The 13,913-nt window shown below is 64.3% G+C and carries 12 protein-coding genes and 2 pseudogenes; 8 read left to right on the top strand and 6 right to left on the bottom strand.

What is annotated here, in order from left to right; genetic code table 11:
- Positions 1 to 50: 50 nt before the first annotated feature.
- Complete coding sequence (locus tag A3A5_RS0136345) at positions 51 to 440, bottom strand: RidA family protein (RefSeq protein ID WP_018315344.1); 390 nt, start codon at positions 438 to 440, stop codon at positions 51 to 53.
- A gap of 89 nt (positions 441 to 529) precedes the next feature.
- Positions 530 to 1,735, bottom strand: coding sequence for an amino acid aminotransferase (locus A3A5_RS0136340; RefSeq protein WP_018315343.1), 1,206 nt, complete (start codon positions 1,733 to 1,735; stop codon positions 530 to 532).
- Positions 1,736 to 1,921: 186 nt separating this feature from the next.
- On the opposite strand from A3A5_RS0136340, the gene A3A5_RS0136335 reads away from it, so the two are divergent.
- From A3A5_RS0136335 to aspA, 3 genes and pseudogenes are all read left to right on the top strand, one after another.
- The gene (locus A3A5_RS0136335) at positions 1,922 to 2,389 is read left to right on the top strand and encodes an Lrp/AsnC family transcriptional regulator (protein WP_018315342.1); all 468 of its coding nucleotides are present in this window, start codon (positions 1,922 to 1,924) and stop codon (positions 2,387 to 2,389) included.
- Between the two features lie 34 nt (positions 2,390 to 2,423).
- Positions 2,424 to 2,618, top strand: a pseudogene (locus tag A3A5_RS44285) (IS3 family transposase); the annotation flags it as partial.
- A gap of 159 nt (positions 2,619 to 2,777) precedes the next feature.
- Positions 2,778 to 4,211: an aspartate ammonia-lyase gene (gene aspA / locus A3A5_RS0136330; RefSeq protein WP_018315341.1), complete on the top strand. Its 1,434-nt coding sequence runs from the start codon at positions 2,778 to 2,780 to the stop codon at positions 4,209 to 4,211.
- A 151-nt stretch (positions 4,212 to 4,362) separates the two neighbouring features.
- Here the strand turns inward: aspA and A3A5_RS0136325 are convergent, their stop codons facing one another.
- The 3 genes from A3A5_RS0136325 to A3A5_RS0136315 all read right to left on the bottom strand — a co-directional run bounded on the left by A3A5_RS0136325 (position 4,363) and on the right by A3A5_RS0136315 (position 7,191).
- Positions 4,363 to 5,418: a DNA topoisomerase IB gene (locus A3A5_RS0136325; protein WP_026201481.1), complete on the bottom strand. Its 1,056-nt coding sequence runs from the start codon at positions 5,416 to 5,418 to the stop codon at positions 4,363 to 4,365.
- A gap of 217 nt (positions 5,419 to 5,635) precedes the next feature.
- Positions 5,636 to 6,238 (bottom strand): DUF421 domain-containing protein, encoded by a 603-nt coding sequence (locus tag A3A5_RS0136320; RefSeq protein WP_018315339.1) that lies wholly within the window; start codon positions 6,236 to 6,238, stop codon positions 5,636 to 5,638.
- Between the two features lie 521 nt (positions 6,239 to 6,759).
- Positions 6,760 to 7,191 (bottom strand): hypothetical protein, encoded by a 432-nt coding sequence (locus tag A3A5_RS0136315; RefSeq protein ID WP_026201480.1) that lies wholly within the window; start codon positions 7,189 to 7,191, stop codon positions 6,760 to 6,762.
- A 480-nt stretch (positions 7,192 to 7,671) separates the two neighbouring features.
- Here A3A5_RS0136315 and A3A5_RS0136310 point away from each other — a divergent pair, with 480 nt between their 5' ends.
- The 3 genes and pseudogenes from A3A5_RS0136310 (at position 7,672) to A3A5_RS0136300 (ending at position 10,339) form a co-directional block, all read left to right on the top strand.
- On the top strand, positions 7,672 to 9,210 hold the full coding sequence (locus A3A5_RS0136310; protein ID WP_018315337.1) for a CHAD domain-containing protein: 1,539 nt from the start codon (positions 7,672 to 7,674) through the stop codon (positions 9,208 to 9,210).
- A gap of 45 nt (positions 9,211 to 9,255) precedes the next feature.
- Positions 9,256 to 9,695: pseudogene (locus A3A5_RS0136305) on the top strand (hypothetical protein).
- 83 nt (positions 9,696 to 9,778) lie between these two features.
- Entirely contained in the window at positions 9,779 to 10,339 is a 561-nt protein-coding gene (locus tag A3A5_RS0136300; protein WP_018315335.1) for a hypothetical protein, read from the top strand.
- Positions 10,340 to 10,692: 353 nt separating this feature from the next.
- Here the strand turns inward: A3A5_RS0136300 and A3A5_RS0136295 are convergent, their stop codons facing one another.
- Positions 10,693 to 11,631, bottom strand: a complete 939-nt coding sequence (locus A3A5_RS0136295) for a LysR family transcriptional regulator (protein WP_018315334.1) — start codon at positions 11,629 to 11,631, stop codon at positions 10,693 to 10,695.
- A 160-nt stretch (positions 11,632 to 11,791) separates the two neighbouring features.
- Between A3A5_RS0136295 and A3A5_RS0136290 the strand changes: the two genes are divergently transcribed.
- Both A3A5_RS0136290 and A3A5_RS0136285 read left to right on the top strand, forming a co-directional pair.
- Positions 11,792 to 12,796 carry a tripartite tricarboxylate transporter substrate binding protein gene (locus A3A5_RS0136290; protein ID WP_018315333.1) on the top strand — a complete coding sequence of 335 codons (1,005 nt, stop codon included), beginning with the start codon at positions 11,792 to 11,794 and terminating at the stop codon, positions 12,794 to 12,796.
- A gap of 12 nt (positions 12,797 to 12,808) precedes the next feature.
- A complete protein-coding gene (locus A3A5_RS0136285) occupies positions 12,809 to 13,894 on the top strand; it encodes a maleylacetate reductase (protein ID WP_026201479.1) in 1,086 nt (361 codons plus the stop codon).
- Positions 13,895 to 13,913 lie beyond the last annotated feature (19 nt).

Below are 13,913 nucleotides of genomic sequence, written 5' to 3'. Positions count from 1 at the left end.
AGTCAATTTTTTTTGTCCCGTGCTCTACGGCGCCGGGGGTATTCGTGCTGTCAGACGCCGGGCTTCGGCAGGATGTGGACGTAGGCGACGACCTCGATCAGCATCGCCGGGTGGACGAAGCCCGCCACCGCGACCGAGGCGCGATTGGGATACGGTGCGGTGAAATATTCGCGGTACACGACATCGATCGCCGCCATGTCGCGCGCATCGCGCATGTAGATCAGCACCTGCGCCACGTCGGTCATGGAGGCCCCCGCAGCGGCCACGGCGGCGACGAGGTTGTCGAAGGTGAGCCGCGCCTGCGCCGTGATATCGGCGCCGGCGATCTGGCCTGCGCTGTCCACCGCGCCGTGGGCGGTGAACATCAGCGAGCCGGCATGCGTCGCCCAGGAGAATGGCTGTGACGGCGCGGGCAAGCGCGTCTGGATGGGATTGGCCATTTTGTCTCGGATCCTGATCTTGTGTCGGGCACCCGCCGGATGGTGGCGGGAGCGGATGGCCCCGTAGGCAGGGGCCGCGATCGGACGGCTTACTGCGCGCGCACGCGCAATACCGTTGCCATCGACTGAGCCACGTGCTCCAGATTGCCGTCGTTCAGCCCGGCCACGCACATGCGGCCAGAGCGCAGCAGGTAGACGCCGTACTTTTCACGCAGCAGGTCGACTTCCTCGGCACGCAGGCCGGTGTAGCTGAACATGCCGCGCTGCATCGTCAGGTACTCAGCTGACAGGCCCGGCACGAGCGCTTCCAGCGACTGCCGCAGCGAGGCGCGCATCCGCGCGATACGCTTGCGCATGCTGGCGACTTCTTCCTCCCACAGCGCCGTCAGGTGCGGCGTATTGAGGACGGTCGACACCAGCCGGGCGCCATGCAGCGGCGGGCTGGAATAGATGCGGCGCACGGTCGCCTTCAACTGGCCCAGCACCAGGGCCGCCTGTGCGGCATCGGCGGCGACAAAGGACAGACCGCCGCAACGCTCGCCATACAGCGAGAAATTCTTCGAGAAGGAATTGCTGGCGATAAACGACAGCCCGGCATCGACCATCGCGCGGATCGCCCACGCGTCCTTGTCCAGTCCGTCGCCGAAGCCCTGGTAAGCCATGTCGACAAACGGAATCAGTTCACGCCGTTGCAGCGCCGCGATCAGCTGCCGCCACTGGTCGCGGCTCAGGTCGATGCCGGTCGGGTTGTGGCAGCAGGGCTGCAGCAGCACGACACTGCGCGCGGGCAGCGCATCGATGGTCGCCAGCATGTCGCCGAAGCGCAAGCCGTTGGTCTGCGGGTCGTAGTGCGGGTAGGCATGAACCGCAAGGCCGGCGCCGGCGAATAGCACTTCATGGTTGTCCCAGGTCGGGTCGCTGACCCAGACCTCGCTACCGGGAAAGTAGGCCTTCAGGAACTCCGCGCCGATGCGCAGCGCCCCCGAACCGCCCACCGACTGGATCGTTGCCACGCGGTTCTCGCGCAGCGCCACGCTGTCCGCGCCGAACACCACGCGCTGCAGCGCCTGCCGGTATTGCGGCATGCCTTCCATCGGCAGGTAGGTATGCGGCGCGGACTGACCGGCCACCGTGGCCGCGGCTTCGCGCACGCTGGCGAGCACCGGGATGCTGTTGTCGTCGTCGTAATAGAGCCCGATGCTCAGGTTGGCCCGCGTAGCACGGGAGTCGGCCTGGAATGCTTCCAGCAGCGACAGGATCGGATCACCAGGATAGACAGGAACATGCGCAAACATCGGGCCTCTTGTGCAGGGAATGATCAGGTCAGCGGGCGGTGCGGTTTCCATGCCTTGCACGCCCGTGTTTCGAGGCACAAATATTATCGAAGAGACCGTTGAAATTGCTTCGATTTATTGCTATAAAGCTGCAATTTGCGCTGCAAATATTTCTGCGAAGTCTAGATTCCTGGTGAAATTTTCAACATGCAGCTTGACCTGATCGATGTGCGTATCCTGGATCACCTGGTGAAGGACGGCAAGATAACCAACCATGAGCTGGCCGAGGCGGTGAACCTGTCCGCCTCGGCGTGTTTCCGCCGGGTCAGGCTGCTGGAAGAAGGCGGCATCATCGCCGGCTATCGCTGCGAAGTTGTCCCCAAGGCGCTCGGCGTGGAATTCGAGGCGCTGGTGCAGGTATCGATGCGCACCGATGTCGAGCGCTGGCACGAGAGCTTCGCACAGTCGCTGAACGACTGGCCCGAGGTGGTGACCGCGCGCGTGGTGACCGGCCCCTCCAACTATGTGCTGACCGTACGGGCGCGGAACCTTGAGCACTATTCCGACTTCGTCATCAACCGGCTGCACAAGGCGCCCGGCGTCATGTCGATCAATTCACATATCGTGCTGGCGACACTGAAGCAAAACGGGTCGCTGCTGGACTTGGTGAAGTGAGCCGATAGCTTGGAACGCCAACGGCGTTGAAACTGCCCCCCCACCGCCTGAAGTCCTCAAGGCTCTTGCCGATCAGGACTGCGCCGTCTTCGGGGTCGAGCCGCTCTGCAACGCCGTCGGGCTATCGGCGCCACGCCGCGCGGCTTCGCGATCCATCGCGGCGCTACGATCCAAACGCGATAAGTTGCTGGGTCCCGAGATCAAGCGAGTCTGGCAGGCCAACATGCGCAGGCGACCGGCAGAATCGATCCGTTTATGCGATTTCTGCATAACCATGCGCTGCGCCGCGACATTCCATGAAATCTTGGCATCGAACGTGCCACGGGCACGGCCGATTCCCTAGACTTCGGCCGCAGTGCTAAAACCAATTTACGCGAGGAGCGTAACCATGACTGCCGGACTCTTCAGAACCGAACATGACCTCCTGGGTGACCGTGAAGTCCCTGTCCAGGCCTACTATGGCGTGCATACGTTGCGCGCCGTCGAGAATTTCCCTATCACAGGCACCCCGATCTCCATCTACCCAGAGCTGATCAAGGCGCTGGCTGCGATCAAGCAGGCCGCGGCGCAGGCCAATCATGAGCTAGGCCTGCTCGACAAGGCGCGCTGCGACGCAATCGTCGGCGCCTGCCAGGAGTTGATTGCCGGGAAGCTGCACGACCAGTTCGTCGTCGATGTCATTCAGGGCGGCGCCGGCACCTCGACCAACATGAACGCCAATGAGGTGATCGCCAACCGCGCGCTCGAACTGCTCGGCCATCAGAAGGGCGAGTACCAGCACCTGCACCCGAACGAGCACGTCAACATCGGCCAAAGCACCAACGACGTCTACCCGAGCGCGCTGAAGGTCGCTACGTGGTTCGGCATCGTCGGTCTCGTGGATGCCATGGCGGTGCTGCGACGGGCCTTCGAGGCGAAGGCCAACGAGTTCGCTCACATTATCAAGATGGGCCGCACTCAGCTGCAGGACGCCGTGCCGATGACGCTCGGCCAGGAATTCAGCACCTACGCCGTGATGCTCGGAGAGGACGAGGCGCGCCTGCGCGAAGCCGCGATGCTGATCTGCGAGATCAACCTTGGGGCCACCGCGATCGGCACCGGCATCACCGCGCATCCATCGTATGCGCCCGTGGTGCTGCGGCGCCTGCGCGAGATCACCGGCATCCCGCTGGAGACCGCACCCAATCTGATCGAGGCCACGCAGGACTGCGGCTCCTTCGTGCAACTCTCCGGCGTGTTGAAGCGCGTTGCCGTGAAGTTATCGAAGACATGTAACGACCTGAGGCTGTTGTCCAGCGGCCCGCGCGCTGGCCTGAGCGAGATCAACCTGCCGCCGATGCAGGCCGGCTCCAGCATCATGCCCGGCAAGGTGAATCCGGTGATCCCCGAAGTCGTGAATCAGATCGCCTTCGAAGTCATCGGCAATGACATCACCGTCAGCTTTGCGGCCGAGGCCGGCCAGCTCCAGCTCAATGCGTTCGAGCCGATCATCGCGCACAGTCTGTTCAAGAGCGTCAGCCATCTGCGCAACGGCTGCCTGACGCTCTCCGAGCGCTGCGTCAAAGGCATCACCGCGAATGCCGACCGGCTGCGCGCCACGGTCGAGAACTCGATCGGCGTCGTGACGGCGCTCAACCCCTACATCGGCTATGCGAACGCGACCGCCGTTGCGCAGGAAGCGCACGCCACCGGCGGCAGCGTCTATGAAATCGTCTTGCGCAAGGGCTTGCTGTCTAAAGAGGAACTCGACCGCATCCTGCGCCCCGAGACGCTGACCCAGCCGGTGCCGCTGGACTTGCATGGGAAGTCGTTTGTCCGATGACAACCCGCGCCCGCTTCAATGGGAAGACTGGCCCGCGGCCCTGCTCCAGGATACAAGTCCCGCCGCCCAAGAAATGGGCTGAGATCGTGCGCCGCTCAGGCGCAAGGGCAGCCCAGTAGGACACGACGACAGGGTAGCACCGCGGGACGTCCTATGCAGTCCTGGCCCCTTGTGAAAGCAGCTTCAAGAGCCGTGCTTCGTCGGCACGCAGGCGGCTGACGATGGCGACGCGCTCGCAGTCCTGCAATCCGTCGTCGATGAAGGCCTCGATCACCGCCGGATGGACATAGCATTTGCGGCACACTGCCACGGTGTTGCGCAGGCGCTGGGCCACTGACTTGATGACCTCGGCCACGCACTTCCTGCGCGCTGCTTCGCCGTCCGCCCCGGCCGCGCGCAGCAGCGCGAGCGCGTGCACGCTGCCCGCCCACGTGCGGAAGTCCTTGGCAGTGAAGTCGCCGCCGGTCGCCTGCTGCAGGTAGGCGTTGACGTCGGCGGATCCGACCTCGCGGATCTCGCCGTCGCTGTCGCGATACTTGAACAGGCGCTGGCCTGGCAGGTCGGCGCAATTGCGCACGATGCGGGCCAGACGCGGATCGTTGACCGATACGTCGTGGGTAATGCCGCTCTTGCCAGTGAACTGGAACCGCAGCCGGCTGCCGCGCACGGTGACATGCCGGCGGCGCAGCGTGGTGAGGCCGTAGGTGCGGTTCTGCCTCGCATATTGCGGACTGCCCACGCGCACAAGCGTGGCGTCGAGCAGTTGCACCACCGCCGCGACCACTTTTTCGCGCGGCATGCCGTTGCGGCGCAGGTCGCGCGCGACGCGCGCCCGCAAGCGGGGCAATACGCTGCCGAAGGCCGGCAACCGCGCGTATTTGTCCGAATCGCGCAGCGCGCCCCAATCAGCGTGGTAGACATACTGCTTGCGGCCCCGCGCATCACGCCCGGTCGCCTGCAGGTGCCCCGCAGGGTTCGCGCAGATCCACACTTCCTCGTAGGCAGGAGGAATCGCCAGCGCAGCGATGCGTGCCAGCGTGGCGGCATCGTGCACGCGTTTGCCGTTGGCGTCGATGTAGGCAAAGCCGTCGCCCTGGCGGCGGCGCCCGATGCCCGGCATGCTGTCATCGACATAACGCAAGCCGGCCTCGCGCAATACCGTACGCAGCGCTTTGTCAGCACCATTAGTCGGGAGGGCACTATCCAAGGCTGGGTCTCTTTCTGGGGCTGGTATGTTGCGTAGTGCTTCATTGCAGTCTGGCCCAGGACCTCAGGATTGCCAGCGCGCCGTCCCGGCCTTCCGGCGATTTATGCGCGCGGGCCGCAGTGGTCTTGCCCGCGCTGCGCCTGATTCCGCCGTGACCACATGCAAATTGTGGCGCAGCAAATAGCGCGCAATGCTGGCATTGTCGCTGCCGTTTTCCCTAAGCGTCATCGCTGCGCCCCGACGCGTGGACGGGCACTCCGTTGCGGCGCGAGACAGCATGCGTGGCCAATGCAGCCGGTACGCGACCGCCGCCGCGTCCCTTCACGAACGTCACCTTGCCGTCGCGCTCAAGCACCACCCGGCTGAGGTCGTCGAAGCTGTCGGTCTGAAGTGTCGCACGCAGGTTGGCCTTGAGATCTTCCTCGGTCAGCATTGCGTGGATCACGCGCTCCCGGTCCAGTTCCCCCTCGCGCAGCAGGTCCAGCGCGTGGCCGCCAGTGGCGCGGTCGAATGCCGGAGAACGGCTGGACAGCCAGCCCACCACTCGGTGCAGAAGCACCAGTGCCAGCGCAGCGGAAAACGCCACCGCGAATGAAGTGGCCCCGACCACGGCGCGCGACAACACCGCGCCCAGCAGCAATATGATGCACAGGTCGAACGATGTCTTTTGCGCGAAGGCCCGCCTGCCGGCCAACCGCAGCATCGCCCAAGTGCCGACGAAGATGATGGCGGCACGCACGGCGCCTTGCCACCACGCCAGGTTGTCACCTTCGCCCACCAGCTGGCGCATCACATCGACGATCACTTCCACGCTGTCCATGTCCGCATCCGCAGTCGATTTTCTGACTGGTTTTGCAAGTTCCGCGCCAGGCTCACGGCGCTGGGCCATGCTGCTGTGCATGCCTCATACGCAGCGCCGGGGCCTGACCTGAAAAAGCCCGCAAAGCACGCACAACGTCGAGAGCAAATGGCGACCGTCTGTGGAACGCCGGAAAGCACCTGCCGGGAGCGTCATGCCAAGCAACGGCGGAACCGGCAATTATTCGCACCCTTGTAAGCATGACTTGCACTGCCAATGGGGGAAGCCCTCTTATCGAGAGGTCGGCTTCGGGGTCAAAGGCTTGGTTAGCGCCGTGACCCGCATCCCGGAATCGGCGGAGGCGCTGGAGCGCCTGCCTCTACTCACCTCAACGACCGGTACGAACGCTGACAATGCAGGCTCCACGACATGGTCCGCCGCGAGTTCAGCCGCTTGTCCTACAACGCGTTGAATCGGAATACGAGATCGACGCGCATTCCACGAAATCGATCGGCAGTCCGCCCTGTCGAACCTCTGCCAGATCACTCACGCATCCGCAGCAGATCAGCGAAAGAGACCAGCTTGCGTTTCCCATTAGCAAGCGTCTTTCGCTTGGACGCCGAGCGGCTTGGTTGGTCGTGCTCGAACTTGGCGGCGGCGCGTGCGTCCTCTCGCGCGTAGGCCTGCGCGGTCTTGGCTTCGGTCTTCAGGCGTTCAGATTCTAGCCGCGCAGCCTTGCGTTCTTCTCGGGCAACATCTTGCGCGGCCGACATGACTTCGGCTCTTAGTCGATCGCGCTTTTGCTTGGCAGCGGCACGGGCAGTCTGCAATTGCTCTTTCCTCTGCCGCAGCCAGTCTTTCCTGTTGACCGGAGCGGGCCTGGCCTCTGGCGGCACGCTCAAGCGCAAAGCCCTGCTGATTGAAACTCTCTCAGACCGCAGCGTGCGCTGCGCTTCTTGCTTCGCATCACTCACGCTGCATCCCCACCACAAAGGTGCGGCCCATGGATCACCTATCGAAGTCCTTGAACTGATCGTGCCAACCTTACCATAGGACTCCATCTCGGGCTTGGATGAAGGCGGCCAGACACCGGCATACCGCGGTGACCGGCCGCTACCGGGCTACGTTTACGCAGAGCGAGCCGAGCGCAAAGGAAGTGGAAGGCGCGCGAAGCCGATGCCGCCGAGAGACAGGCCCATGCCCGTTCAAGGCGCTCAGGGGGCGCCTGGCAGCGGAGCCGCTCATCAGACAATGCGAAAGAGCGGAAGAGACACCGGCCTGCTACCTTCCCCGGCGACGGCACGTCTCTTGCCTCTCCACGACTATCGCACCCGCCACATGCCGAGGAACCGGGTTGCGCAGGCAGCATGCGTAAATCCGGCCACCCGATGTAGGAACTGGACGAAGCCCAGGCGATAAGCTGCGCCTACTGTCCTCAGGGAAGGAGCACCATCATGGAGAAGGAACTTAAGTTTGAACTGGCGGCAGATCAGGATGTCACCCTGCGCGAATTGCCAATGCTTCTGAATGTGGAATTTGATTCGCCAAAGGAGCAGGCTCTGGAAAGCGAATACTTCGATACTCCGGACTTTTTCCTGCGGCGAAACAGCGCAGCGTTGCGTGTCCGGCGGAATGGCGACCAGATCGTGCAGACCTTGAAGTCGTCCGGCGAGCAGCACGGTGGGGTCTTCGAACGCGAAGAGTACGAGTCCGCACTGAAAGAGGCGAAGCCCGATCTCGATGCCTTGCGCGCCGCTGTGCCAAAGTCTTCGGCGCTTTTTCAAGTCCTCAAGGACGGCTCACTGTCTGATCAACTGGCCCCGATTTTCCGAAGCACGGTCACACGCAAATTGTGGACGCTGAAGCTGGCGAGCGGCGAGCAGATCGAACTCGCACTGGATACTGGGAAAATCACGGCCGCAGAGCAGGCCCGCTCCTTCTCCGAGCTTGAATTAGAACTCAAGTATGGCGATCCGCGCCGCCTTGGCGAAATCGGACTCCGCCTTATCGACAAGATACCGATGAGCCTGAGCATGCAGAGCAAAAGCGATCGCGGCTACGACTTGCTCGGATCCGCAAACCGCTCGGCGGTCAGAGCCCAGCCCATCGCGCTGAGGAAGAAGGACACCGTGGAAGAGGCCCTCTGCAAGATATTGCACAACTGCCTGGACCAAGTACGTGCTAATGCACCGCTGGTAGCCACCGGACATTCGCCCGATGGCGTACATCAGATGCGGGTTGGACTGCGCCGCTTCCGGTCCGCGCTCGATATGTTCGACAATGTGGTCACCCTGCCGGATGCCCTCGCCGATGAGGTGACGTGGATCGCCGACGAACTAGGTGAGTCCCGGGACTGGTATGTGCTGGCCCACTCCACACTCTCGCAAGTTGACGCAGGCGACGACAAGCACAACTCGATGGCGGAAACCAAGGCAGCGGCGGCAGAGATTGCGAAGGCCCGCCAGGCGAAGGCAACAGCCGCGGTACAGTCGCCGCGTTATGCACGCGTGGCGCTTGCGCTCGATCACTGGATCACGACGACGCCATGGCGCGATACGTCCGAGGATACGTGCAAGTTGCTTGAGCAACGTGTGGGCGTCCTTGCGGATCGCGTCTTGCGCAAACGTCATCGTACGCTGGTCCGCCGTGGACGGGGCCTGCACAAGCTCGATGCGCCTCACCGTCACCGGGCCCGGATCGCCGCCAAGAAACTGCGCTACGCGGCCGAATTCTTCGCTGATCTCTTCAGATCAAGGAATCTGAAGCCGTATCGGCGCGTGCTGGCAAAGCTGCAGGATGACCTGGGATGGGGCAACGACATGGCGGTGGCCGACGGCCTGCTAGGGCATTTGCAGCAGCACCATCGCAAGGCCTCCGATGGTGCGAGCTACGCGCGCGGCTTCCTGGCAGCACGCGTCTCCGACGATCGTGACAATCAACGGAAGCTGTGGAAGCAGTTCCAGAGTACATCGCGCCCAGGGTCGCCCCGGTGAAGGAGAACAGGTAGACCGCCTGTACGGCTGTCGAAGGAGAGCGTCATGCGACTCGTTGATTGGAACATCCAGTGGGGACGTGGCGTGGATGGCCGGGTCGATCTCGCCCGTATCGTGCGCGAGGCAAAATCACTGTGTTCGACGTCCTGTGCGTACAGGAAATCACCCGGGGATTTCATGAAAGCGAAGGGGCCGGTGGACTGGCAGGAGGCCCGTCACCCGACCAGTTTGCCGAACTGGCCCGCCTGCTGCCAGACGCCGTTGTGATCGATGCAATCGGCTCCTATTGCAGGATGCTGGAGCCGATTGCGAACGCGCCGTCGTTTGTCGACGCGTGGGCGTGTGCGCACGGGAACGCCCCGCGCGCTGCCACGGTCGATTTTGTTTTCGTGACAGAGGACCTGAGGCCACGCATCGTTGGCTGCGAGGTGGATTTGACCAGCCGCTCGTCCGATCATCAGCCACTTTGGCTGGAGCTGGGGTGATTCCGCCGGAGGCAATGCGTGAAACCGATGAAAAAAAGATGCGGCGGACATTGCAGCGCGTCGCACCGCCATGGGAGTGAGGTATGACACCCGACCGGATCATGATTATCAGGCACGCGGAAAAGCCGGTTGGTGATGGTGCGGGTGCCGGGATCGAAGCCAACGGCGCGGCGGACCCGGAGAGCCTGACCGTCCGCGGGTGGCAGCGCGCGGGTGCGTTGGCCCGGTTCTTTTGTCCGGATGATGGAGCCTCGTCGGCGCAACGCAAGCCTGCTGCAGTGTTCGCGGCCGGGAGCGGTCCAGGCAGCGAGAGCAAGAGATCCATGCAGACCGTTGCACCATTGGTTGCCCTGCTGAAGGCAACCTCGCAGGTCCACTACGTCGACAGCCATTTGAAGGACGATCGTGAGGCTCTGATGGCGGAGGTGCTGGCACAGCCGGGCGTCGTTTTGATCGCCTGGGAGCATAAGGTTCTGCCCTCTCTCGTGGGATGTCTTCCCGATGCTCCCGCGGTACCTGCGCAATGGCCGGATGACCGGTATGACATGGTATGGATATTCGATCGAACGCCCGGCGGCTGGTCTTTCACGCAGTTGCCACAGCTACTGCTCGCAGGAGATTCCGCGATACCAATCTCCGCATGACCGGTTGACATAGTCATTGGCGCGATGGTGCCGGCAAGGGCAGGTCCATCAAGGGGATCACGGAACGCCCGCATTTTCCGCGTGCTCGCCTTGCCCTCCGACCGAGCGCGAAAAGAGCCAGATGTTGAGCGTTGCCTTTTTACGCTCAGCATTCATGCGACTGTATTGTTCTATGGCTGCAAGGCCGAACCCGAGCCGTCCTCGAAAATTGAGGTGGCACAATCGCTTCGCTCTACAATCCCCCGCTACTATGCCCTGCGGCACACCGGGACAACATCGCTCGGGTGCATCATTGACGCGGTCTTCCCGAACAGTATCTTGCGGAGATCGCGAAAGCCACCCCCCGGGCCGTCTTACGCCAGAACGGCTTCCCCAGCCATCGCCTGTTGCCAGGTCGGGGGACTGCCCATGCTGGCTGTCAGGTGGGTACAGAAAGCCTTCACTTTCGCGCTGGCATGCTGGGTGGCGCGCAGCAGGTAGATGCCGCCTGGCGCCTGTGGCAACAGGCCCTCAAGCGTCAGCTCCACCAGCCTGCCCGCGCCGATATCCGGCCCGACCGACCAATCGGGCATCAGCGCAATGCCAAGGCCCTGCAGCACCGACAGCCGGCGCGCATCGCAGTCGTCACACTCGAGCGCAAACGTCGCCTCGGCGGCGTGCGCCGGCGTCAGCAGCTCACGCCAGCCGCGCATGCTGGTGCTGTGGCCACGGTCGATCAGGCGGTGCCTGCCGATCTCGTCGGCATGCGCCGGACGCCCATGCAAGGCCAGATAGCCGGGCGTCGCGCAGATGATGTAGCGCTGGCTGGCGATGCAGCGGGCAACCAGCGAGCTGTCGGCCTGCTGGCCGACGCGGATCACGACATCGAACCGTTCGACCACGGGATCGACGATGCGCTCGGTCAGTGCCAGCTCCACCGTCAGCCGCGGATACTGGGCGTACAGCGCGCCGAGGTGCGGTACCACGTGGCGCCGGCCGAACGCGGGCAGGCACGCGACCCGGATCAGCCCGCTGACGCCCTGCTCCAGCGCCGTCACGGCATCGCGCGTATCGCTCAGCTCATGCAGGATGCGCGTGGCGCGCGCGAACAGCAGTTCCCCGGCATCGGTGCGGACCAGTGCCCGGGTCGAGCGCGTGAACAGCGGCACCCCTAGTTCGCGCTCCAGCGTATCGATTTGCCGTGCCACCGAGGAGGCCACGAGGCCACGCTGGCGGGCTACCGCCGAGAAGCTGCCCGACTGGGCGACCTCGACGAAGATGGACAGGTTTTCCGCGAATCGGCTGAACTCCATTTTTGCATTCTCCGCAAAGGCCTTGCGCAGGCGAACCGGCTTCCCGCACGATGCGGACCAGTCTAACATCCAGTGACCGATCCCGGCGCGCCGGCTTTTAGCAAATAAAGCAAAAGTGGAGGTTGCCGGGCATCCCCATGACAGAGAGGAGCAGACCCCGATGGAGACTACCGCAGCAAAGACGATCCGGCGCTTCGCGCTGCCACGGCTGGCGGCAGCGGCGCTGGTCACGGTAACGGCCGTGTCGATGTCCCCCGCCAGCGCCCGCGCCGAAACCTGGCCGGCCAAGCCGGTCACGCTGATCGTGCCTTATGCCGCCGGCGGCACCGTGGACAAGGTGGCGCGGCAGATCCAGGAGGGCCTGCGCAAGCGCCTGGCGCAGCCGGTGATGATCGACAACCGCGCCGGCGCGGGCGGCACCATCGGCACCGCACAGATCGCGCGCAGCGCGGCGGACGGCTACACCATCGGCATGGTGTTCGATGGCTTCGCTACCGAGTCGCATATCTATCCAAAACTGCCGTATGTCTCGCAGAAGGACCTGACCGGCGTCTCATACATGGTCCGCTCGCCGATGGTGCTGGTCGTTCCCGCCAGTTCGCCGTACAAGACGCTGCAGGACTATGTCGCCGCGGCGAAGAAGAAGGATGGCGTGTCGTACGCGTCGGTCGGCGCCGGCAGTTCCAACCAGCTGGTGGCCGAACTGTTCCATGAAGCCGCGGGAACCAGCGGCACGCATACCCCTTACAAGGGCGGCGGCCCGGCCATCAACGACCTGCTGGGCGGCCATGTCGACTCGATGATCGCCAGCCTGCCGCTGGTGATGCCCTATGTGCAGGCCGGCAAGCTGCGCGCGCTGGCCGTGACGGCCCGGCAACGCGATGCGCGCCTGCCGGGCGTGCCGGCAGTGGCCGAGGCCTACAAGGGCTTCGAGGCCTATTCGTGGGTAGCGATGATCGCGCCGGCGCGCACGCCGCCCAACGTCATTGGCAAGCTCGCCGCCGAGGTCAACGCCACGCTGCGCGATCCGGCCATCGGCAAGGTACTGAGCGACGGTGGCTTCGATGTGATCGCCGGCGACGGTGCCCAGGCCAACAAGCTGATCCAGGAAGAATCCGCGCGCTGGGGCCGGCTGATCAAGGCGCGCCACATCGTCCTTGAATAGGTGTCCGGCATCATGCAACCCTTTATCTACCAGACCCATCCGCAACGCATCGTTTTCCGGGCCGGCTCACTCGCAACGCTCGGCGACGAGGCCGACAACTTGCGCGCACGCAAGCTGCTGGTGCTCTGCACCCCGCAACAACGCGACCTGGCCGAGCGCGCCGCTGCGGTGCTGGGGGCGCGCTGCGCCGGCATCTTCGACGGCGCGGTCATGCACGTGCCAGTGGAGCAGGCGCGACTGGCGCGGTCCCGCGCGGCGGAACTCGGCGCCGATGCCGTGGTGGCGATCGGCGGCGGCTCGACCATCGGGCTTGGCAAGGCCATCGCCCTCGAATCGGACTTGCCCATCCTTGCCGTCCCGACGACCTACGCCGGCTCGGAGATGACGCCGATCTATGGCCTGACCGAAGGGGGCCTGAAGCGTACCGGGCGCGATCCACGCGTGCTGCCGCGCACGGTGGTCTACGATCCGGACCTGACCCTTGGCCTGCCGGTGGCGATGAGCGTGACCAGCGGCATCAATGCCATTGCTCACGCCGCCGAAGGGCTCTACGCGGGCGATCGGACGCCCGTCAGCGACTGGATGTGCCGGGAAGGCATCGCGGCATTGGGGCGTGCGCTTCCGGTGATCGCGACAGCCGGCGGCGAGCGGGACAGCGCCGAGCTGCGCGCGGCCAGGGGCGATGCGCTATATGGCGCCTGGCTCTGCGGCGCCGTGCTGGGCAGCGCCACGGTTGGCCTGCATCACAAGCTGTGCCACACGCTTGGCGGCAGCTACAACCTGCCCCATGCCGAGACGCACACGATCGTGCTGCCGCACGCGCTGGCCTACAACGCGCCCGCGGCACCCCAGGCGATGGCGGCGATTGCCGCCGCGTTGGGCCGCCCTGACGCTAGCGGCCCGCAGGCGGTGTTCGACCTGGCTGCTTCGTTGGGTGCTGCCGTGGCGCTGCGCGATATTGGCATGCGCGAGGAGGACCTCGACCGCGTCTGCGCGTTGGCGATGGAGAACCACTACCCGAACCCCCGTCCGCTTGAAGCGAAGGCCTTGCGGCAACTGCTGCAGGACGCGTTTGACGGCGCGCCGCCGGCGCTATGAGTGCCTCCCGCCAGAACCA

The sequence above is a fragment of the Cupriavidus sp. UYPR2.512 genome (assembly GCF_000379565.1).
Lineage (GTDB): Bacteria > Pseudomonadota > Gammaproteobacteria > Burkholderiales > Burkholderiaceae > Cupriavidus.
This window is presented reverse-complemented; position numbering and strand designations above follow the sequence as displayed.